This is a genomic window from Candidatus Avelusimicrobium sp., from assembly GCF_050873505.1.
In the GTDB taxonomy this organism is placed as follows: Bacteria; Elusimicrobiota; Elusimicrobia; order Elusimicrobiales; family Elusimicrobiaceae; genus Avelusimicrobium.
Window position 1 is genome coordinate 36,265 of sequence record NZ_JBNMIY010000008.1, and the last position, 19,976, is coordinate 56,240.

21 protein-coding genes and 1 pseudogene are annotated in these 19,976 nt (G+C 50.6%); 5 read left to right on the forward strand and 17 right to left on the reverse strand.

What is annotated here, in order from left to right:
- Positions 1-95: 95 nt before the first annotated feature.
- Positions 96-890, forward strand: a complete 795-nt coding sequence (locus ACR0QV_RS05760) for a hypothetical protein (protein ID WP_432635329.1) — start codon at positions 96-98, stop codon at positions 888-890.
- Between the two features lie 36 nt (positions 891-926).
- Complete coding sequence (locus ACR0QV_RS05765; protein ID WP_428054336.1) at positions 927-1,202, forward strand: hypothetical protein; 276 nt, start codon at positions 927-929, stop codon at positions 1,200-1,202.
- Positions 1,203-1,250: 48 nt separating this feature from the next.
- On the opposite strand, the gene ribF is transcribed toward ACR0QV_RS05765, so the two are convergent.
- Genes ribF through rbfA form a run of 4 tightly spaced genes read right to left on the reverse strand, consistent with a single transcriptional unit; the run spans position 1,251 to position 4,188 of the window.
- Positions 1,251-2,153: a riboflavin biosynthesis protein RibF gene (gene ribF, locus ACR0QV_RS05770; RefSeq protein WP_432635331.1), complete on the reverse strand. Its 903-nt coding sequence runs from the start codon at positions 2,151-2,153 to the stop codon at positions 1,251-1,253.
- On the reverse strand, positions 2,150-2,866 hold the full coding sequence (gene truB, locus ACR0QV_RS05775; protein WP_432635333.1) for a tRNA pseudouridine(55) synthase TruB: 717 nt from the start codon (positions 2,864-2,866) through the stop codon (positions 2,150-2,152). Before truB ends, ribF begins: the two co-directional genes overlap by 4 nt.
- A complete protein-coding gene (locus tag ACR0QV_RS05780; protein WP_432635335.1) occupies positions 2,844-3,839 on the reverse strand; it encodes a DHH family phosphoesterase in 996 nt (331 codons plus the stop codon). Before ACR0QV_RS05780 ends, truB begins: the two co-directional genes overlap by 23 nt.
- On the reverse strand, positions 3,829-4,188 hold the full coding sequence (gene rbfA / locus ACR0QV_RS05785) for a 30S ribosome-binding factor RbfA (protein WP_177747187.1): 360 nt from the start codon (positions 4,186-4,188) through the stop codon (positions 3,829-3,831). The genes ACR0QV_RS05780 and rbfA overlap by 11 nt, the downstream gene beginning before the upstream one ends.
- Positions 4,189-4,308: 120 nt before the next feature.
- Between rbfA and ACR0QV_RS05790 the strand changes: the two genes are divergently transcribed.
- The gene (locus ACR0QV_RS05790; RefSeq protein ID WP_432635337.1) at positions 4,309-4,815 is read left to right on the forward strand and encodes a type IV pilin protein; all 507 of its coding nucleotides are present in this window, start codon (positions 4,309-4,311) and stop codon (positions 4,813-4,815) included.
- A gap of 830 nt (positions 4,816-5,645) precedes the next feature.
- Here ACR0QV_RS05790 and ACR0QV_RS05795 read toward each other — a convergent pair.
- The 13 genes and pseudogenes from ACR0QV_RS05795 to rimP all read right to left on the reverse strand — a co-directional run bounded on the left by ACR0QV_RS05795 (position 5,646) and on the right by rimP (position 17,819).
- Positions 5,646-5,993: a DUF190 domain-containing protein gene (locus tag ACR0QV_RS05795; protein WP_432635339.1), complete on the reverse strand. Its 348-nt coding sequence runs from the start codon at positions 5,991-5,993 to the stop codon at positions 5,646-5,648.
- Between the two features lie 70 nt (positions 5,994-6,063).
- Positions 6,064-7,029, reverse strand: a complete 966-nt coding sequence (gene mltG, locus ACR0QV_RS05800) for an endolytic transglycosylase MltG (RefSeq protein ID WP_432635341.1) — start codon at positions 7,027-7,029, stop codon at positions 6,064-6,066.
- Positions 7,029-8,189, reverse strand: a complete 1,161-nt coding sequence (gene tyrS / locus ACR0QV_RS05805) for a tyrosine--tRNA ligase (protein ID WP_432635343.1) — start codon at positions 8,187-8,189, stop codon at positions 7,029-7,031. Before tyrS ends, mltG begins: the two co-directional genes overlap by 1 nt.
- Before the next feature lie 89 nt (positions 8,190-8,278).
- Complete coding sequence (locus ACR0QV_RS05810) at positions 8,279-8,611, reverse strand: DUF805 domain-containing protein (protein ID WP_432635345.1); 333 nt, start codon at positions 8,609-8,611, stop codon at positions 8,279-8,281.
- Positions 8,612-8,620: 9 nt separating this feature from the next.
- The gene (locus ACR0QV_RS05815) at positions 8,621-9,172 is read right to left on the reverse strand and encodes a DUF805 domain-containing protein (RefSeq protein ID WP_432635347.1); all 552 of its coding nucleotides are present in this window, start codon (positions 9,170-9,172) and stop codon (positions 8,621-8,623) included.
- A gap of 10 nt (positions 9,173-9,182) precedes the next feature.
- Complete coding sequence (gene priA / locus ACR0QV_RS05820; RefSeq protein ID WP_432635349.1) at positions 9,183-11,153, reverse strand: replication restart helicase PriA; 1,971 nt, start codon at positions 11,151-11,153, stop codon at positions 9,183-9,185.
- Between the two features lie 6 nt (positions 11,154-11,159).
- Entirely contained in the window at positions 11,160-12,086 is a 927-nt protein-coding gene (locus ACR0QV_RS05825) for a uracil-DNA glycosylase (protein ID WP_432635351.1), read from the reverse strand.
- A gap of 1 nt (position 12,087) precedes the next feature.
- Positions 12,088-12,384 carry a hypothetical protein gene (locus ACR0QV_RS05830; RefSeq protein WP_428054626.1) on the reverse strand — a complete coding sequence of 99 codons (297 nt, stop codon included), beginning with the start codon at positions 12,382-12,384 and terminating at the stop codon, positions 12,088-12,090.
- Positions 12,385-12,401: 17 nt separating this feature from the next.
- Positions 12,402-12,995 carry a guanylate kinase gene (gene gmk, locus ACR0QV_RS05835; RefSeq protein WP_432635353.1) on the reverse strand — a complete coding sequence of 198 codons (594 nt, stop codon included), beginning with the start codon at positions 12,993-12,995 and terminating at the stop codon, positions 12,402-12,404.
- 53 nt (positions 12,996-13,048) lie between these two features.
- Entirely contained in the window at positions 13,049-13,360 is a 312-nt protein-coding gene (locus tag ACR0QV_RS05840; RefSeq protein WP_432635355.1) for a S8 family serine peptidase, read from the reverse strand.
- A 214-nt stretch (positions 13,361-13,574) separates the two neighbouring features.
- Positions 13,575-15,311 (reverse strand): annotated as a pseudogene (gene infB, locus ACR0QV_RS05845) (translation initiation factor IF-2); the annotation flags it as partial.
- A gap of 628 nt (positions 15,312-15,939) precedes the next feature.
- Positions 15,940-17,316: a transcription termination/antitermination protein NusA gene (gene nusA, locus ACR0QV_RS05850; protein WP_432635357.1), complete on the reverse strand. Its 1,377-nt coding sequence runs from the start codon at positions 17,314-17,316 to the stop codon at positions 15,940-15,942.
- A 44-nt stretch (positions 17,317-17,360) separates the two neighbouring features.
- Positions 17,361-17,819, reverse strand: coding sequence for a ribosome maturation factor RimP (gene rimP / locus ACR0QV_RS05855; RefSeq protein WP_428052465.1), 459 nt, complete (start codon positions 17,817-17,819; stop codon positions 17,361-17,363).
- Positions 17,820-17,954: 135 nt separating this feature from the next.
- Here rimP and ACR0QV_RS05860 point away from each other — a divergent pair, with 135 nt between their 5' ends.
- Both ACR0QV_RS05860 and ACR0QV_RS05865 read left to right on the forward strand, forming a co-directional pair.
- Positions 17,955-18,446, forward strand: coding sequence for a hypothetical protein (locus tag ACR0QV_RS05860; protein ID WP_432635359.1), 492 nt, complete (start codon positions 17,955-17,957; stop codon positions 18,444-18,446).
- 148 nt (positions 18,447-18,594) lie between these two features.
- Positions 18,595-19,470, forward strand: coding sequence for an outer membrane protein (locus ACR0QV_RS05865; RefSeq protein WP_432635361.1), 876 nt, complete (start codon positions 18,595-18,597; stop codon positions 19,468-19,470).
- Positions 19,471-19,976: the final 506 nt, after the last annotated feature.

Here is a 19,976-nt window from a genome sequence, read left to right on the forward strand (position 1 = left end):
CCCTCCCAACGCCTAAGCGTTTATGGGGGAAAAATCGGGCTGATTTTCGTGCAAAACGCCCCAAAATGTACTATCATAAAGGTACGGAGATAAATATGAAAAAAACCTTCGCTTCTTTTTTTGTGCTTTTTAGCGCCGCCTTGCCGGCGTTTTGCGCTTCTACCTGCGAAACCCGCGTGGATGCGCACCAAGACGCTACTACCCGCCAGCGTGTGCAATATTGCTTAACGCCGGAACAGGTTGCCCCTGTTGCCCCGGGGCCGGAAGTGGTGTATTACGGCGTTTCATCTGCCAAGCCTGCTGACGATTCAACCGAGGCTGAAAAACAGCGCAAGCAAGTGTATTTTGATAAAGACGGCGTAGCCGTTTCGCAAAATTATGTGGATACGTCCAAATTCCCCGCTTTCACAAACGATACGTTAAGCGAGCAGGAAAAAATCGCGCTGGAAGAAGCGCAGAAAAAACAGGCGCTCTTGCAGGCCGAACAACAAGCCAAAGCCGCGCAGGAAAAGCCGGCCCGCACAATGTCCGCAGAGCAAAAAGTAACCTTGGCTAACGAAACCAAGGCGGGTCTTTTGGCGCGCCAAACTAAGGCCAAACGCTATATGAAAGAGGTTACCCAGCAGCCGGAGCCGGATGAATTGGCTCAGGCCTATTCCATAACCCCGCAGGCAAACAACGCGCCGGACGCGTATAACCCCAACTATACGCCGGAAACCTATTCCACGCAAACGGCTACTTCTTCCGGCAACGATTTTGAAGCAGACCTGAACGCGGCTACCCCCGCATATAGCGCAGACGGCGCCGCCCCAGCCGGATTTACGGACCCGACCTTAGCCTCCGACCAAGGCTTTGGCTATAACGCCACGGACCCGGCAATGCAGCAATAACTTGACAATTTGATAAAGGGAGAATAGAATAGTTTTATGCAAGCGATTATTTCTTATTTAAAAAAACCGTATGCCGAAAAGGGTTTTATCGTCGGCACGTTTGACTCGTTGTTAAAACTCCTCGCGCTGTGCGTGTGGGGGTATTTGGCGGTGATTTTGGGCTCCCTTTTATGGGATTCCCTTATGACGGATTACAACCCTCTTAACAAATTGTGGTGGTTTTCGTACTGCTTTTTTATCTTTTTCGGGGCCACTTGGCTGGCGTATATTGTGCTTTTTGTGCGCAATTATAACGAAGAAGACGCCGAATAAGATACCTTGTTTTAGTATAAGGAAAAGCCCTGCCAAGCGCGGGGTTTTTTAATGGAGTGAAAAGCCTTGCAGTTTTTTGCGGGCTTCCTCGCGGTCCTGCTTTAATTGGCTGACTAATGCTTCTAATCCGCTGAACTTGGTTTCCTCGCGCAGTTTGTCCGCAAACCAAATGGTTATTTTGCGTCCGTAAATGCTTTGGCGAAAATCAAAGATATTCACCTCTACCAGCGGCAAAATGGTGTGCAAGGTATTGACGGTCGGGCGAAATCCAATGTTGCAAAATCCGTCGTAGAGTCTGCGCCCTACGCGCACCTTTACGGCAAATACGCCCAGCGGTAAAATCTTGTAAATGCCCGTATCCAAATTAGCCGTAGGAAAGCCCAATTTGCGGCCCAATTTGTGGCCCTTTACCACCACGCCGGAAAGTTCATACGGCCGGCCTAACAGCGTATTAGCCAGCCGGATATCACCCTGCGCCAGTACCTTGCGGATAAGCGAGGAGGAAATTTTCTCTCCGCCCGCACGGTAAAAATCCGCCACAGAAAAGGGGATTTTATATTTGGCGCACTCGGCGCGTAAAAAATCTATCCCGCCTTGGCGGTTTTTCCCAAAGGCAAAGTCCGGCCCGACGAGTAACCCGCCCATTTGGTATTTTTCAAGCAAGGTCTGTTCAAAAAAATCCTGCGCGGGCATATTTTGGCATACTTTAAAATCAAGCGCTTCTGCGGGTAGCCCCGCCGCTTTCAAGAGCCGCTTTTTTTCTTTTGGCAAGGTTAAAACGCTCATTTCCGGGTGTTCGGAAAGCAAGGTTTTGGGGGGGAGCGGAAAATAGAGTGCTAGCGGCTTTAACAAAGCCCCGGCGGCCAAGGTTTCCAAATGGCTGAACAAATGGCGGTGCCCGGTGTGGACGCCGTCAAAAGTGCCGATAGTGATAAAATGTCTGCGTTTCATACGTTTACGGGCTCCACATGCGCGTAGAGCGCGGCGGTTTCACAGCCCTTTAACAAGTTGCCGTCAAAGGCGTTTTGCACGCTGTACGGGCCGATTTCAAGCCTTCTTAAAGCGGTTAAATGCCCTGTCGTGCCCAGTTCCTGCGCCAGCAAAAAGCCCAGCGAGCGTACATAAGTGCCGCACGAGCAATGCACGGTAAATTCAATTTCGTCCGGTTTTGTCAGTTGTACCTTGCGCCACTCCACGGTAACTTCGTTGTAGCGGCGTTCTATTTCTTTGCCTTTGCGGGCGAGTTCGTACATATGTTCGCCGCCGATTTTTTTTGCGCTGAAAAACGGAATCGGCTGGCGGATAAGGCCGGAAAGTTTTTTTGCGGCTTCTTCCACTTGCGCTTGGGTAAGCGGGGGGACGGGGAGTTGGTTTACCTTGTCGCCGTGTGCGTCCCACGTGTCGGTTTCCGTGCCCAGTTTTAATACGGCGCAGTAAGTTTTGGAAAGGGTTAAAAATTCGGTCTGGCGTTTGGTGGCTTCGCGCCCGATAAGCAAAATCAAAAGCCCCGTGGCCATCGGGTCCAGGGTACCGCTGTGGCCGATTTTTTTGGTTTTTAAAACCCGGCGGCACACGGCAATAATGTCGTGCGAAGAAAAATCCGCCGGTTTATCAATCAGCAAAAGGCCGCTTTTTTGCGGTTCAGGCAAGTTTTTTAACGACATTTAATACCACTTCGGCCAGTTCGTCGGCCACTTGTGCAACACTCTTGCCCGTAACTTTAAAGCCCGAAGCACGCGCGTGCCCGCCGCCGCCAAAGGTTTGGGCGATACGGCTTACGTCCACGCTTCCGCGGGAGCGCAAATTGACGGACACCTTGTCCGGCTCCTCTTTAATAAGGGCGGAAACCTCCACGCCGGGAATCATCGTCGGTTGGCTGACAATTCCCTGCGTTTGGGCGGGCGTAGCGCCAAAGGCTTCAAAATCGTGATGCGTAAGAATAATTTGGCTGTACTTATTGTCAAAGCGCATTTCCATTTTTTCCAGCGCGCGGCCCAAGAGTTTTAACTCAATGTAAGATTTGGTAAAGTAAATCACTTGGTTGATTTGGTTTACGTCGGCCCCCAAGGCAACCAAGGCAGAGCCCACGCGCAGGGCCTCGGCGGTGGTGTTGGAGTGTACAAAGCGCCCCGTATCGGTAACCAGGCCGGTATAGAGGCAGGTGGCCTCGTCGGGCATAGGGAGCAAATTATCCTCGCCGGAGGCTTCAAAAAATTGAAAAATAATTTCGGCGGTGGAGGAAGCCACGGAATCAATGTGATTGAGGTCGCCGTAATCGTCGCTTACCAAGTGGTGGTCAATGTTAATAAGGGTCTTGGCTTGGCAGAGGACGCTTTCCAAATCGCCGCCGCGTTTGCGGTCGGAGCATTCCAATAAAATAACGGTGTCAAAATCCGGCTTTTCCGGCAGAACGCCGACGTGGATTTTAGAGAGCCCCGGCAGAAATTTTAAATCATTGCCGATAGCGGGTGCGCAGTAGGCATATACCTCTTTGCCCAAGCGTTCCAGAAGCGATGTCATCGTAAGCGTGCTGCCCAAGGAATCCCCGTCCGGGTTTAAGTGCCCGGCGATAAAAAATTTCTTTCCGGCGCGCACGGCTTGCCAAATTTTTTCCAGGCTCGCTTCTCTATTTTCCATTTTCTTTTTCCTTTTCAATTACCTGAAAAATGGCTTCCACGCGGGAGGCTTTTTCCGGCGTGTCGTCGTATTCAAACGTAAAGGAAGGAATACGTTTTAAGTGCAGGCGTCCGCGCAGGTCCGCGCCGATTTCCTTGCGCAAAAGCGAAAGCGCGTCTTGCGTTTTTCTTCTGTCCTCGGGGCTGCCGAAGACGGAAAAATACACCTTGGCGTTGGCCAAATCCTTGGACAGGCGCACCGCCGTAATGGTTACAAAGCCGCCAAAATCGCCATTAGCGGCCATTTTGGTGATGAGAGTGTTAATCTCTTCTAAAAAAAGGGTTTCCAAACGTTTAATTCTGTCTATCATATACTTTATTATAGCATTTTGGCTTTTGAGGCAAAAAAATACTTGAAATTATTTTAAAATATATTTAAACTATTTAAGTAGCGCGTTTGGGCGCGCAAAAAAAGACAATAGGAGAATATTATGAATAAAGGTTTCACGTTAATTGAACTCTTGGTAGTAGTATTGATTATCGGGATTCTGTCCGCTGTGGCGTTGCCGCAATACACCAAAGCGGTGGAGAAATCCCGCGCGACGGAAGCCATTACCCTCTTGGGTAGTTTGGCCAACGCCGAAGAAATTTATAAAATGAGCACGGGCAGTTACACGGGTGATTTGAGCGCGCTGGATATTCAGCTGCCGGGCGTAACTTCTACGGCTACGAATACCATTAATACGAAGAACTTTAAAATCACGATTACCAACCCGACCACGGTAAATGGTACTTCTACTACTGGTTTTTCTGCGGTGGCGGAACGTGCCAACAACGGGACGGTAATTTCGTCCGGTGATAACCAATATGCTATTATATTGGGCATTGGTACTACTGGTACGATTACCCGCAGATGTACTAAAACGAAATCTACCTCTGATGTAACTTCTATGTGCAAATCCATTGCTAACGGTGGCACAGACGGTTACATCAAATAGTTTTACAAGTCGTTTAAAAAAATCCCCGGTACTTTACGTATCGGGGATTTTTTGTGGGCAAAGTAGCGAAAGGCGATATAAAAACAGAAGTCATTCTGAACTTGTTTCAGAATCTACCTTATGTGTTGTTAGTTGTTGCCGTCATCCTGGAAAGTCGTAGTCCAGGATCTGTCGTTACTAAAAAAGAGGAAAACAACAGATACTGGACAGAAACCTTCCAGTATGACCTTTTTTTTTAACGACAAACAACCCAATCAGTAGACCTATTAATGGACCCCGTACAGAAACCTTACGAGGTGCCGCCTAGTGGTAAGGGCGGCAATTCAGGATGACTTTTATTTTATAACAGCCTTGTTTTATTGTGCCGTTTGTCGTCATCCCGGGCGTGGACCCGGGATCCAGTCCGTTTATTAAAAACTCCTTATTTTATTCCTGGATTCCGGGTTCCCGCTTGTATGCGGGCCCCGGAATGACAAGTAGAAGAGTCTTATACTCAGTATGACCTCTTATATAATAACAACGAGATCCCGGATAGAAACACTCCGGGATGACACCCAAAAGAGAAAAAACCGTCATTCCCAAAGGTCTGGCGACCCGCAGGGCTCGGGAATCTGTCGTTAGTAGAACAGGGGTCATCCTGAACTTGTTTCAGGATCTACCGCACGGGTTGTTTGTTGTTTATAAAAATAAAGTCATTCTGGAAGGTTTGCCGGCGCGGAGCGTTCCAGAATCTGTTGTTTTCCTCTTGTTTAGTAACGACAGATCCTGGACTACGACTTTCCAGGATGACGGCAAGAACTTACAACCTAATCAGAAAACACGGTGAACCGCTATTGAACCTTGGTGCCGTGCTTTTTAAATAAAACCTCAATGTCTTGCGCCAGCATTAAGCACCCCTTGGGCTGGCTGTTTAACACGGGCTCAATGGCTTTGGCAAAACTGTCAATTTTGGCGGGCTCGTCCACCATTTCAATCAGTACCGGGTACTTTTCCACCAGTTCCAAAAAATGCGCTGAGCGCAACTTGGTGCTGGGGCCAAAGCCTAACATCGCGCGGTGCGCGGTCGCGCCCTCTAACCCAAACTCCTGCGCCTTTTTGGCGATGATTTCGTAAAGCGGGACGTGGTTAATCGTGTCCGTACTGCTGACGTAAATTTTGAGTAATTTTGCTTTTTGCATAGTACGCTCCCCCGGGAAAGTATCCCTTTTGGGTATCGTAGCACTTGCGGGGGATAGTTGTAAAGGCTAATTATTTGCCGCGGATACGGCGGATGTGTGCGCGGTGTTCGTCAAACGTGCGGGAAAAAACGTGCCGCCCGCCGTGGTCGGCAACAAAGTAGAGCGCTTCAAAGTTGGGCTGCGGGTTGAGTACGCCGAGTACGGATTCCTTGCTCGGGTTGCAAATCGGCCCCGGGGGCAGCCCCGCATTGCGGTAGGTGTTGTAGGGGGATTTTGTCCGCAGGTCCGAATACGTCAGGCCCTTTTTCCAGTAGCGGTTTTCCTTTAAATTAAATCCCAGCGCATATTGCACCGTCGGGTCGGCTTCCAAGCGTTTGCCAATGCGGAAGCGGTTTAAATAGACGGCCGCAATTTTGGGGCGTTCGTCGTGCACAATGGCTTCGCGCTCCACAATAGAGGCCACCGTCAAAACTTGCTTTTCGGTTAAGTCCGTTTTGTATTGTTTAAAGAGCGGCGAAATGTGGTTGCGATACTGCTGCAACATTTCGTCCACCACCTTTTGCGCGGGGGTGTTTTCGGCAAATAAATACGTGGAGGGGAATAAGTAGCCTTCCAAATCCTTTTGGCGGACGATATCCAAAAACGCGTGCGGGTCCGTAATGCCGCGCTCCGCCAACGCTTCGGCGATTTCCTCGCTTCTCCACCCTTCCAGAACGGTTACTTTTTCGTAGTGGGTGCATTTGCCGCTTTTAATGCAGTTGATAACCTCAAAGGACGAGGTATTTTCCCGCAAGTCAAAGCGTCCGGCCTTTAAGTCGCGCGCGGAAGAGGTTAAACGCAGGATAAGTTTAAAGAAAAACCGGCTTTTGATAATGCCCTTTTCTTTAAGTGTTTTTGCTACCGCGGAACCGCTGGCGCCCGGCTCAATGGTTACTACAACTAATTTCCCCTTGCTTAAAAAGCAAGTTTTCACGGCCCAGCAACCACCGATTGCCAGGCAGAAAAACAAGATTAAAAGCAAGAGGAATTTTTTCATTATTTAACCAGTTTAAAGAAATGGCGTTTGCCTACCTGCAAAACGTCGCCCGCTTCAAAGTGCAGGGGGCCGTCTTGCGGTACTTTTTCGCCTTTTAAGCGCACGGCGCCTTGTTCAATAAGGCCGCGGGCTTTGTTCTTGCTTTGGGCTGCGCCCGCCGCAAAAATAATGGCGGAGAGGAGCGCGCCGTCCTCGGCTTTAAATTCGGGCATATCCGTGGGGAGTTCCTTTTTGGAGAAGACCTTTTCAAAGTTTTCCAGGGCGGCCTTAGCGGCGTCCGCACCGTGGAAGCGCGTAACCATAATGCCCGCTAATTTCTTTTTGGCGGCCATCGGGTGCATCGCTTTGATTTCGTCCATATTTTCGGACGTCAAAAGTTCGTAGTACATCGGCATTAATTCGTCGGGAATAGACATTAATTTGCCGAACATATCGTTGGGCTCGTCGTTTAGGCCCACATAGTTGCCGTAGGATTTGGACATTTTCTTCACGCCGTCCAACCCCACCAAAAGCGGTACCGTAATGGCCACCTGCGGTTCCTGCCCGTTGTTCTTTTGCAACTGGCGGCCTACCAACAGGTTAAAAATCTGGTCCGTTCCGCCCAATTCCACATCAGCGTGCAAGGCTACGGAGTCTTGCCCTTGGAACAAACTGTATAACACTTCCAAAAGGCTAATGGGGTTGCCCGAAGCCATACGCTTTTTGAAATCGTCGCGTTCCAACACCTGCGCCACGGTTACTTTTTGCAGGGTTTGGAGCAAATCCTTCCCGGTTACAAAGGGGTCCAGCCACTCGCTGTTAAAGCGGATTTCGGTTTTGGACGGGTCCAATACTTTAAAGGCTTGCTCGGTGTAGGTTTTGGCGTTTTCCAAAATCTTTTCGCGCGGCAAGACGGGGCGGGTAGAGTTGCGGCCGGAGGGGTCGCCCACGGCGGCGGTAAAATCGCCGATGACGAGCACGGCTTTATGCCCTAAATCCTGAAATCTGCGCAAGAGCGACAGGGCCACGCTGTGCCCCAAGTGCAGGTCGGCGGACGTCGGGTCGCAGCCGAGTTTTACCTTTAAGGTTTTGCCGCTCTCTAATTTTTTGGCGAGGTCCGCCTTGGACACTACGTCCACACAGCCGCGCGTTAAAAAGTTGATTTGTTCATCCAAAGTCATTGTTTTCTCCATAATATAAAAACGGGTTATCCTTTATATTTTACCATATACAAACTAAAACCGCCCGGTAATATGCCGGGCGGAAAAAGTTAATACCAAGGCGAGCCGAAGCGGTTATATCCGCGCGTGCCCGGCCAAAAACACAGCACCAGCGTAACAATCGGCGGGAAGAGCAGGGCCAAAATAAACCACCAGCCGGATAAATCCATATCGTGGAACCGCCGTACGGTGGCAAACCACCACATCAAAAGCGCCAGGAGCACGAAGCCGCTTCCAAAGAACATACAAATTAGGCCAAAGAGCGAGGTCCCTTCGTGCGGCATCCCCAAGTGGACGAGGAGCCCGCCCAGCGCGTAAAACGCGCCGATGATGCACAAACGTAATAAATAACCGAGTCTAGGTAATCTTCCGAAAAATCCCATAATTTCCTCCTATTTAATTTGTAATTGTGTGGCGGATAAGGCGCGGGGCATTAAAACCCAGCGGGAATAAACCGTTTGTCCCAGCGCAAACAATAATCCTAATACCGCAAAAAGAACCAGTAGCGGTGTCATTGTGTTTCCAACAGCGGGTACAGCCCCGAAGCGGTTTTCAGCGGGTGTTCCCTTTTTTAAACATAAAAATAACCAAATAGCCAGCCCCAAGAGTGTAAACAGCCACCATATTTCTTGTAAAAACAGCGATATGATAGTTACGGGGATAAGATATCCGGCAATCCACCAAGCGGAGAAATTCATATCGTGCAAGCGGCGCGAAAAGGAGGCAAAGGCCAGCCAAGCCATTAAAATACTAATGATAAGTTGTGCAAGGCTTACCCCTAAACTAAAAAAAGCCGCCCCTGCTGTTAAATACCCGGAACGGGACAGAGTTAAAGTTTGCAAGGCAAGGGAAATCAGTCCCAAAAACTGCCACGCGGCCCCTACGCAGGCAAACTCCATACGGCTGCCACGCGGTGCAAAACGAAAATAATGTTTCCAGTTCATAAAAAACTCCTTAATAGAAATCGTACGGGTCCGCCGCTACCTTTATTGTAACTTTTTTGGCGGGCGCGTAGGAATCCAGCACCGCCAGCAAATCCAGCCAGCGGGCTTCGTCCGTTTTAAACAGCAAATACTGTTTTTTTAATACATCCGTCTTTTTAGCACACCACACAGGCCCCAAGACCTCTATGGCACGGTTGTAGCCCAAACGCTTGATTTGGGCGGTTTCGGCGTTTAACAGGGCCGTATCCTTGGCCTTAATCAGCACCTTAATTAGGCGCGTATAGGGCGGATAGGAAAAACTCTCGCGCAGTAATAGTTCTGTTTCGGCGGCGCTGGTATAATCGCCCGATAAGAGGGGGGAATAATCGTAGGCTTCTTTGTCGGCGGCTTGCACGATGAGCCGTCCGTCCGCCACGCCCGATAAATACCCGCGCAGACCAAAGAGCATTTGCCCGTATTTTTCAGATGCTCGGAAATCCGGCCCGTCCAGTTCCAGTTCCGCATCCAACACGGCGGCTAGTGTTACCTTGGCCCCGCGCAATGCCCCGGAGGCAAGCCGCGTGCCGACAATAATGTCCGCCGCGCCGCTTTTTAGGGCGTTTAAGGCTTCAAACCCTTGGCCCGCCTTGGTTTTTAAGGTGTCGGAATCCAAGCGCAGGAGTTTTGCCTTGGGGAAGAGTTTTTGCACCTCGGTAACGATTTTTTGCGTGCCGCCGCCGCGGGATTTAAAAATCAGGTTGTGGCAGTGGGGGCACTCCTGCTGTAAGGTTTCGGTATGCCCGCACTTTTTGCAAACCAGGCGGTCGCCGTGTTCGGGTGTGTTTTCGCGCGATAAAATGGCCCCGCATTTTTTACACTTGGCGTATGCTCCGCAGTTTAAACAATAGTAAGCGGTGGAGTAGCCGCGGCGGTTTAAAATTAAAAGAGAGGTTTCCTTTTTTTGCAGGTTTTCGGCCAGTTGGCTGACCAAAAAATCGGACAGAAAGCGGCTTTTTTCGCCTTTTTTATCGGTAATTTTGATTTGCGGCGTAAAGTTGTGCCCGGGCACGGCCTCTGTAAACGGGAGTTGCAAAACCTGCTTGTCCTGCACCATTTTAAGCATTTCCACGCTGGGCGTGGCGGAAGCAAAAACCAGCACCGCCCCGTGTGCCTGTGCGCGGAACATTAATAAATCGCGCAGGTGGTAATAGGGCTTGTTTTCCTCTTGCTTATAGTTGTCGTCGCCCTCGTCCAATACGGCGGCCAGGCGCAGGTTTTTAAAGGGCAGTAACGCCCCGGAGCGGGTGGAAATCACCACGCAGGGCAGGCCGTTGGAAATGGCGGAAAAGTATTTCTTCTTTTTGGATAAAAGCATCCGGCTGTGCCAGCAAAATACATTGTTGGCCCCAAAGCGGGCTTCGGCCTCGGCAATGAATTGCCGCGCCGCCGCAATATCGGGTACGGTGATTAAGGTTTGCCCGTATCCGGCCAGTATGTCGCCAGCCAGGCGCAAAACGGTTTCCGTCTTACCCGTGTAAGAAGGCCCGTTAAAGAGCACCGGGTGAAATTCGTAGGCCGGGAACGAGCGGACGGTGTTTAAGGCGTTTTGCTGGGAGTTTGTCAGCGCAAAAGCGGGCGTTTTGATGTCAATATGTACGGAAACAGGGGCATTATCCACCTTAAAATAGGGTTGCGGGGGGACAAGCGAAAAAAGGATTTGCCCCACGGGGCAGCCCCAATGGGTCTTCATAAAGCGGGTCAAGGGAAATAAGTCGGAGCCGAACAGCGGGCGTTCGTCCACTACCGAGGCAATTTCCTTTAACTTCATATCCTCGGGGGCGGTGCGGACCTCGCTCACGGACACAATCATCCCGCCCGTCAGCACGCGGCCAAAGGGGGCGGTTACGCGCACGCCGGGGGCAACCTTGGCGGCCAGTTCGTCGGGCACCAAGTAGTCAAAATCGCGGTCCAGCGGTACGTCAAACACAACTTTGCAGTACATAAAGGATTATTTTGCGGCGCCCTTTAAGCCCAGTTCCGCCATTACCATTTGCAGGTCAATCCAAGCGTCTTTTTTCCAGCCTGGGTTGCGCAGGAGCGCGGCGGGGTGGAAGGTGGCCAAGATTTTAACGGGGCGTGGGCGTTGGACGCTGTCCAAACGCAAATCGTAAAATTTACCGCGCAATGCGCCCAAGGATTTGGCGTCCGAAATAAGCGCCTTGGCCGATACGCCTCCCAGCGCCACGACGTATTTAGGGCAGATAATGGAAATTTGTTTTTCAATATATTTGCGGCAGCAGGCGATTTCCGCGGCGTTCGGCGCGCGGTCGTTGCCGTGTTTTTCGGGGTGGAGCGGGTCCGTCATCGGGTGGCATTTGGCAATATTGGCGATAAAAACCTGCTCGCGTTTTAAACCCATAGCGGCAATCATTTTGTCTAATAACTGCCCGGCGCGGCCCACAAACGGGCGGCCTTGGCGGTCTTCGTCAAACCCCGGGCCTTCGCCCACAAACATCAGGTCCGCATCTACGTTACCTTCCCCGGGCACCGCGTTTAAGCGCGAGGAACCCAGCGGACAGCGGGTGCAGGATTTAATGGTTTCGGCAAGTTCTGCCAGTGCGGCGGTTTTTTCGGCGGTGGTCATAAGGCTCCCGGGCAAAGTTTCTTGTGTGTCGGCCGGCTGTGCGGCTTCGGCGGACGGTTGGACAGCAACCTCCGGCGGGGGGATAATGCTTTTCGGCTTGCGGGTAAATTCTACGGTCAGGGTTTCGCCTTCCGGCATTTTGGGCAAGGGTTCAGCCTGCGGGGCAGGATTAGACGGTAAAACAGCGGCCGCGCGCTGGGGCGCGGCCGTTAAGATAAATTCGTCTTCTTCCTGGTTGGCAATAAAGCGTTTTAATTCTCCTGCCAAGCGGCGCAGCGAATCCTGGGCCATATTACAGTTTCATCGGTTCTTTGGCTTTGCGTTCCGCTTCTTTGCGGGCTTCTTCCTGGGCTTTGAGTTCGGCTTCCAGGTTCTTCTTGCTCACGGTTAAAACTTCTTCTTTGGAAACGCGGTTGGACAAAATGTCGTCCAGCGCCACTTTGATAACGACGGCGTTGGGCTGGTTTTTGTATTCGTCTTTCTTTTTGAGTTCTTTGGCCCACATAGATGCCAAGACGACTACGTCGTAGCGGTCGCCGTCAAAGTTCATAAGTTTGGCATCAAATTCTTTGTCGTTTTTAAAAGACATATTATCCCTCGCAAGTTTTATTTTAGATTTTTAATTTTTAAATCTTGTCTGCATACGCGGCATTGTTCCGCGGCTACAATCCCGGCCATTTTATCTACGGCCTCGGCCAGTTCGTCATTGAGCAAGGCGTAGTCGTAGCGGTCCAGTTCCTGCATTTCTTTTTTGGCCGTTTCCAAGCGGATTTCAATATCCTGCGTATTGTCGTTGCGGCGCAAAATGCGGTTTTTGAGTTCCTTTAAACTCGGCGGCACGATAAACACGGTGGCCGCATCCGGGTATTGGGCTTTTACGGTGCGTGCGCCTTGCACGTCAATTACCAAAATAGGGCAAATGCCTTTCTTCATCAGGTCATCCACCGATTTTTTGGGAATCCCGTAATAGTGCGTATGCACTTGGGCCCACTCCAACATTTGGCCTTTTTTAATGGCCTGCTCAAATTGTTTAATCGTCCAAAAGTGGTAGTCCACTCCGTCTTTTTCGCCGATTCTGGGCGCACGGGTGGTGGCGGTAATCACGCGCGAAACGGATTTGTCGCGCTTTAAGACCGCATCTACAATCGTAGTTTTACCTGCCCCGGAGGGCGAAGAAACAATAATAGGAAAAGGCTTCATTGATATATTTTAGTAAATATTTAGCCCCGGGTAAAGTTCCCGGCCGGGGGCTTTTACATTAAATAAGCCCGTTTGTCCATTTCCACGGACAGCACGCCCGGCACTTTTTTGTAATATTTTATGGCCTTTGCGGGCGTTTTGTTATCGGGCACGCGCAGGGCGGCGCCGTTTAAGTTTTTATAATCGTAAATAATTTCCGAGCCGTATTTTTGCGCGGCCTTAAAAAGAGGCTCTTTGCCTACTTGGGCATCATAAAAAATAATTAAGGTGCGGTTTTGGGGTTCTTGGCTTTTTGCCGTTTTGGGGGCCGATTGACAGGCCGCCAGCGAAAACAAAACCGTAAAAATAACGAGTAATTTTTTCATACTTACATTATAGCAGAGTTTGGGCGAAAATTTAGGCATAAGAAAACCCCTCGGCTTTTATACCTCGGGGTTTAAATAATATTTGCGGTTTGTGCTTGAATTAAGAATTACATCTTAATTCTGCGCGTTACAATCCGCGAACATAAAGAAGCCCCGCCAAGGGGCAGGGCTTCAATGCTTAAATGATATTCGCGGCTTGCGCTTGAATTAAGATTTACATCTTAATTCTGCGCGTTACGTTATCTTTTCTGAAACACTCAATCACGTCGCCTTCGGCTACGCCCTTGAAGCCCTCAATCAAGATACCGCACTCATATCCTTTTTCAACTTCCTTTACGTCGTCCTTGAAGCGTTTTAAGCCGCCGATTTTACCGTGGCCCACTTCTTCGCCGTTGCGTTTTACGCGCACTTCGTAGCCGCGGACTACTTTACCGCTATCTACGAGCGAGCCGGAAATCAAGCCAGAACTGAGTTTCATTACCTTTTTAATGGTGGCCGTACCTACAACCGTTTCCACCACGTCGGGTTCCAACAAGCCTTCCATAGCGGCCTTGATATCTTCCAACAGTTCAAAGATAATGGTGTAAAGGCGGATTTCAATGCCTTCGCGTTCGGCTTCGGCGTGGGCTTTGTTTTCTACGTCCACGTGGAAACCGATTACCACCGCGTTACTGGCCTTAGCAAGCAAAATATCGGACTCGTTAATATTGCCCGGGGCAGAAAGGATAATATCCAGTTCCACCTCGTCGGACGGAATACGCAACAGCGCGTCTTTAATGGCTTCAATGGAGCCCTGCACGTCGGCCTTTAAGATAAGGCTCAACTTTTTAACGCGGTTGCCGTTTTCATCCTTTTGCGCCAAGTTCATTAACGAAACTTGTTTGCGGTGCGCTTGGGAGTCTTCTTTTTGCGCCAGTTTGCGTTTTTCGGCGGCGTAGCGGGCTTCCTTTTCGCTTTCCATAATGTAGAGCGTATCGCCCACTTGCGGCGGTTCGCCGTTGATACCTAAAATCTCCGCCGGAACGCTGGGGCCGATTTTTTGGTAGCGTTGGGAATTTTCGTCAATCAGCGCGCGGATGCGGCCATAGTTGGTGCCCACGAGGAACGGGTCGCCGACCTTCATCGTACCCTTTTGCACGAGTACGGTGGCTACAACGCCGCGTTTGCTGTCGCGCTTACTTTCCAAAATTACACCCACGCCCGGGCGGTCCGGGTTGGCTTTGAGTTCCATCATTTCGGCCTGCAAGGAAATCATTTCCAAGAGTTTATCAATATTGATATGTTTTTTAGCCGAAATTTCTACATAAATGGTGTTACCCTGCCACTCTTCGGGCACTAAACCGCGGGCGGCCAAGTCCTGCTTGACGCGGTCCGGGTTGGCGCCGGGGAGGTCAATTTTGTTGATCGCCACAATGATAGGGGCCCCTGCGGCTTTGGCGTGTTCCATAGCCTCAATGGTCTGCGGCATAATGCCGTCCGTGGCGGACACTACGAGTACCACGATATCCGTGGCCTGCGCCCCACGCGCACGCATTGCCGTAAAGGCTTCGTGCCCGGGGGTGTCCAAGAACGTCAGGGTGCCGCGCGGCGTGGTTACACGGTACGCGCCGATGTGCTGCGTGATGGCGCCCGCTTCGCCCGCGACGACGTTGGACTTGCGGATAGCGTCCAAAAGGCTGGTCTTACCGTGGTCCACGTGGCCCATAATGGTAATAACCGGGCTTCTGGGTTTTAACGAGGCCGGGTCGTCCGGCGTTTCCATAAGTGCGACGGTTTCTTTGCTTAAATCTTCTTCCGCCAGTTCGGCCTTAAAACCGCACTCGTCCACAATCAGTTCCAGCATATCTTTTTCCAAGCGCTGGTTAATCGTAGCGAAGATGCCCATCATCATTAACTTTTTGATAAAATCGTTCGTTTTGATGTTCATCTTTTCGGCCAATTCTTTTACCGTGGGTTGACCGACAATGCGGATTACCTTCGGGTCGTTGGCCGGAGCCGCTTGTACTGGGGCTTCGTTATGATGATGTCCGTGTCTCGGGCCTTGGCCCTGCGGGCGGCCGCTTTGTCCTTGCGGACCCTGCGGGCGGCTATTTTGTCCTTGCGGGCCCTGCGGTTTGCCGTTCTGCGAACCTTGCGGGCGGTTGTTTTGTACCGGGGCAGGGCGGTTATTTTGCGGCGCAGGCTGTTGCGCGGGGGCCGGTTTAGGGGCAACCGTTACTTGCGCGGGTTTCGGTGCAGCCGCCACAGGGGCCGGCTTCGGCGTATTTTCAACCGGGGTCGGTTTTACCGTTGGCTTTTGTTCCGGCTGGTGGGCGGGTTTCGCTTCCACCGTGGGTTGAACGGGGGCCGCTTGCACGGTTTCCGCTTTCACTTCTTCGGCAACGGGTTTTGCGGCCGCTTTTTTAGCGGTCGTCGTTTTGGCGTGCGTTTTTCTAACCGTCGTTTTTTTGGCGGCAGTTGTTTTAGCGGTCGTTTTTTTAGCCGTCGTTTTTTTGGCAGCCGTCGTTTTGGCGGTTGCTTTTTTAGCGGTCGTCTTTTTTACAGCCGTTTTCTTCTTTGCGGAGGATTCTTCGTCGGTATTAGTTGTTTTCTTTGTCGTCATTAGTTTCCTCCTGCGTGGACTTGTCCGCTAAGTATTTTTTAGCGCCTTCAATAATTTTGGCGGCCGTTTTCTCGCCGATACCCTGCACGGTGGACAAGTGTTCTACGTCCAGCGCGGCGATTTGTTCTATGGTCGTAAAGCCGGATTTCTGCAAGACTTCCGCCATTTTGGGGCCGATACCTTCTACGTCAGCCAAGGTGGCCTGTACGGCGGCGGTGGCTTCTTTGCCTTCCTTCGCTTTTTGGGATTCGCTCTTTACTTCCAAGTTCCAACCCGTAAGTTTGGAGGCCAATTTGATGTTCTGCCAATCTTTACCAATGGCGATAGCCAACTGGTCGTCCGGCACGATAACGGTGGCCTTCTTTTCGCTCAGGCTTTCAATCTTTACGAAATCAGCCTTGGCCGGGGCCAAAGAGTTCATAATAACGGTGGAAATATCGTCGGAATAGTTGATAAGGTCAATGCGTTCGCCGGAAAGTTCGTTCATTACCGCGCGGATGCGGATGCCACGCATACCGACGCAGGTGCCGATAGGGTCAATCTTGCTGTCAATGCTGGCCACCATCACTTTGGCGCGGAAGCCGGGGTCTCTCTGTACATTTTTGATTTCCACAATGCCTTCGTTGATTTCGGGCACTTCCACTTTAAAAAGTTCTTCCAAGAACTTGCCGTTTGCGCGGGACAAAATGACGTAAGGTCCACGCTGGCCTTTGTCCATTTTGAACGCGGCGGATTTGTAGCGGGAGAGAACCGGATCGTCGCCGATGTTGGCCAAATCGTTTTGGTTAAGAACCTTGGCGATAATGGCTTTTACGCGGGAGCCGTTTACATAGCGTTCCTTTTTGATTTGTTCGCAATACGGCAAAATGGCTTCTACTTTGCCCAAATCTACGATGATGTCGCGGTCGGAGAAGCGGCGCACGGAACCCGTGATTACTTCGCCTTCGCGGGGTTTAAATTCTTTGTAGAAGTTGTCGCGTTCAATACCGCGGACCTTTTGGATTAACACTTGTTTGGCGATTTGCGCCGCAATGCGGGAGAAATCCTCCACTTCCAAGGTAATGGTTACTACGTCGCCGGCTTTGGGGGCCTTTAAATATTTTTTGGCGCCTTCTACGTCAATTTCCATTTCCGGGTTGGTTACCACATCTACCACATTTAAGGTTTGGAACGCCTTAATAGAGCCGCTTTCCACGTCAATCTTGGCGGAAATTTGGGCGGTTTTGCCCAAGTTTTTGCGCAAGGCGGAGACGAGGGCGTCTTCAATCGTTTTTAAAATGTCTTCGCGTTTGATGTTTTTTTCTCTTTCCAAACCTTCCAACGCTAAAACTAAATCTTTTGCACTTCCTTCCATTTTGATAATCTCCTTATAGTTGCCCGGCGGGTGCCGCGGCGGGGTTAAAATTCAAGGACCGGGTCCAGATTGGCCTTCTTGATATTGTCGTACGCGAAGCGGAACTGGTTGGTTCCGTCATCAAGCACAAAGTGGTCGTCGTCCGCCGAGGCGATAACGCCCGTAAAACTGCCGCGGCCTTCCAACGGGATTTTAAGCACAACTTTGGCGCGTTGGCCGACGAAGCGTTTAAAATGCGCGGGCTTTTTAAGTACGCGTTGCAAGCCGGGGGAAGATACCTCCAAAATGTAAGCGCCGTCAATCAAGTTTTCCATTTCCAAAATGGAATCAATCTTGTCGGTCAGTTCGCCGCAGTCGTCCAGCGTTACGCCGCCGGTTTTATCTACGAAAAACTGTAAAAGTTTCTTTTTGCCTTGGTTTTGGATGATTAAATCCACCAGTTCCACGTCTTGCTGGGCAAGGGCGCGGGCTACGGTTTCTTCAATGGTTTTGGGGTCTCTCATATCTACTCCTTTTGTAGAGCCTTATTAAGGAAAGAGCGGCTTGTTGCCAAGCCGCTCTTTCTAGAACACTCATATCATAACATATAGGGAGTGATGTGTCAAATATACTACGCCGTTAAAAGGTATAATAACTATATGGCAACTACTTTTATTCCGTTATCCCCGGCGCAGGCCAAGCAGGCTTTTGCCTTGGTGGAAGAGCGCGTAACTTGGTTTGAAAACAACGGCATTGACCAATGGGTCCGCGCGCATTATTTATCCCATTATAATTTAGCGTATTTTGAGCAGGCCGCCCGCCGTGGGCAGTTGTGGGGCCTATTTGACGGAGCCCGCTTGGTGGCTTCGGCCGTTTTATTAGACGAGGACCCGCGCTGGCAAGATTATGAAAAGGTCCCCGCGTGGTATGTACACAACTTGGCCGCCGCGGTGGATAAGCCGGGCGCAGGGGCAGAATTTCTGCGCCAAGCCGAGGTGAGCGCGCGCGAAAATAAAAAGCGTTATTTACGGCTGGATTGCAAGGCCGGAGCGAAAAAAATTAACGCATATTACGAGGAAAAAGGTTTCGCCTATGTAGGCGAGTGGGGGGAAGATGCCTACAAGGGAACTCTTCGGCAAAAGAGGTTATAAAGCATATAATAGACATATCCGGCCCGGGGTGATACCCGGGTTTTTTTATGCAAACTAACCCCTTTTTGCGGTTGCGCGCGGGTGAAGCGTTGTTTAAAATGAAAGGGTAGCAGCAGTAACCAAACAGCAGTATTTTACAGGGGGAAAAATGAAGAAAACTGTATTAATTGCGGCGTTGGCGCTGGTGTTGGGTGCCTCGTCCGTTTCTGCCCAAGGGGGCAAATCGTCCGGTGCGGCTTACCAACATAAAGCCGGTGCCGCGGCCACGCAAAAGGCCAACCAAGCGTCCTTGAAGAAGGGCGAACCCAGCCTGAACGCCAGTACCACTACTACAAATGTGTATAAAGTGTCCGAAACCAACAAACGCGGTACTTCGGACTATGGGGTAATGGAGCAAACGGTTACGAACTCCAAGGGTTCTACCACCACCAACGCGGTTCTGTATGACGAATATACGCCCAGCAAGGCCGCGCGCGTGAACGAGCGGAAAATGGAAGTATCCGTGGCGGGCGGCGTGGCTTATACGTTTAATAAAGACGACCGCAAAGACCGCTACGCCAAAAACGGCTTCGGTGCGGATGTGAGTATGCTGTGGAATATGACGCCCAACTTTGCAATGGGGCTTGATTATATGATGCTCCACCCGGGCACCAAGAGCCACAACAAAGACGGCGTTGCCCGCAACTATAAGGACTTCTACTTGCACTCTATTGCTTTGGGCGGGCGCTACACCTTAAACGCGTGGGATAATTGGCGCGTTTATGTGCCGATGGGCTGGGGGATGATGCAAGCGCGTATGAAGACCACCACCGACACGGCAAGCGACCGTTCCAGCAAGGACAAATGGGGTACGGGTTTTTACGCGGGGTTAGGTTTGCAGTATGACATTTCCAGCGATTTGTTCGCCGGGTTGGAATACCGCTACACCTATGCGTTTATCAGCGATAAACACCTGTCCGACTTTGGGCGCGACAAGGATCTGCAATTCCACTCGCTCTTTTTGCGGCTTGGGATGCGGTTTTAAAAGCGTGTAAACGCTTAACGGGAAGGGAACCTGTGCTGCGGGTTCCCTTCCTTTTTTAATAACAACAGATCCTGGACTACGACTTTCCAGGATGACGACAACAACAATGCAAAAGCCCAACAACTCAATCGGTAGATCCTGAACTAAATTCAGGATGACTTTTATTTTATAACGGCCTTGTTCTATTGTTTTTTGTTGTCATCCCGGAAGGTCTTTATCCGGGATCTCGTTGTTGTGAAAAAAAGAGGTCATCCTGAATTGGCGGTCCGCAGGGTTTCAGGATCTACCTGTTGGGTCGCTTGCCTTTGGTATTGTAGTTGTCGTCATCCCGGAGTGTTTTTATCCGGGATCTGTCGTTGCCTTTTTGACTGTTGTGTATAAAGGGGTTGTTTCGTTTTTTTTTTTTGTTAAAATTTTGATAAATCGCGATTGGTGTACCCGGATGTATCTACTGTATAAAAACGCGTATAAAAGGCTATTTTGCTCAAATATAAAGGCCTTAACAA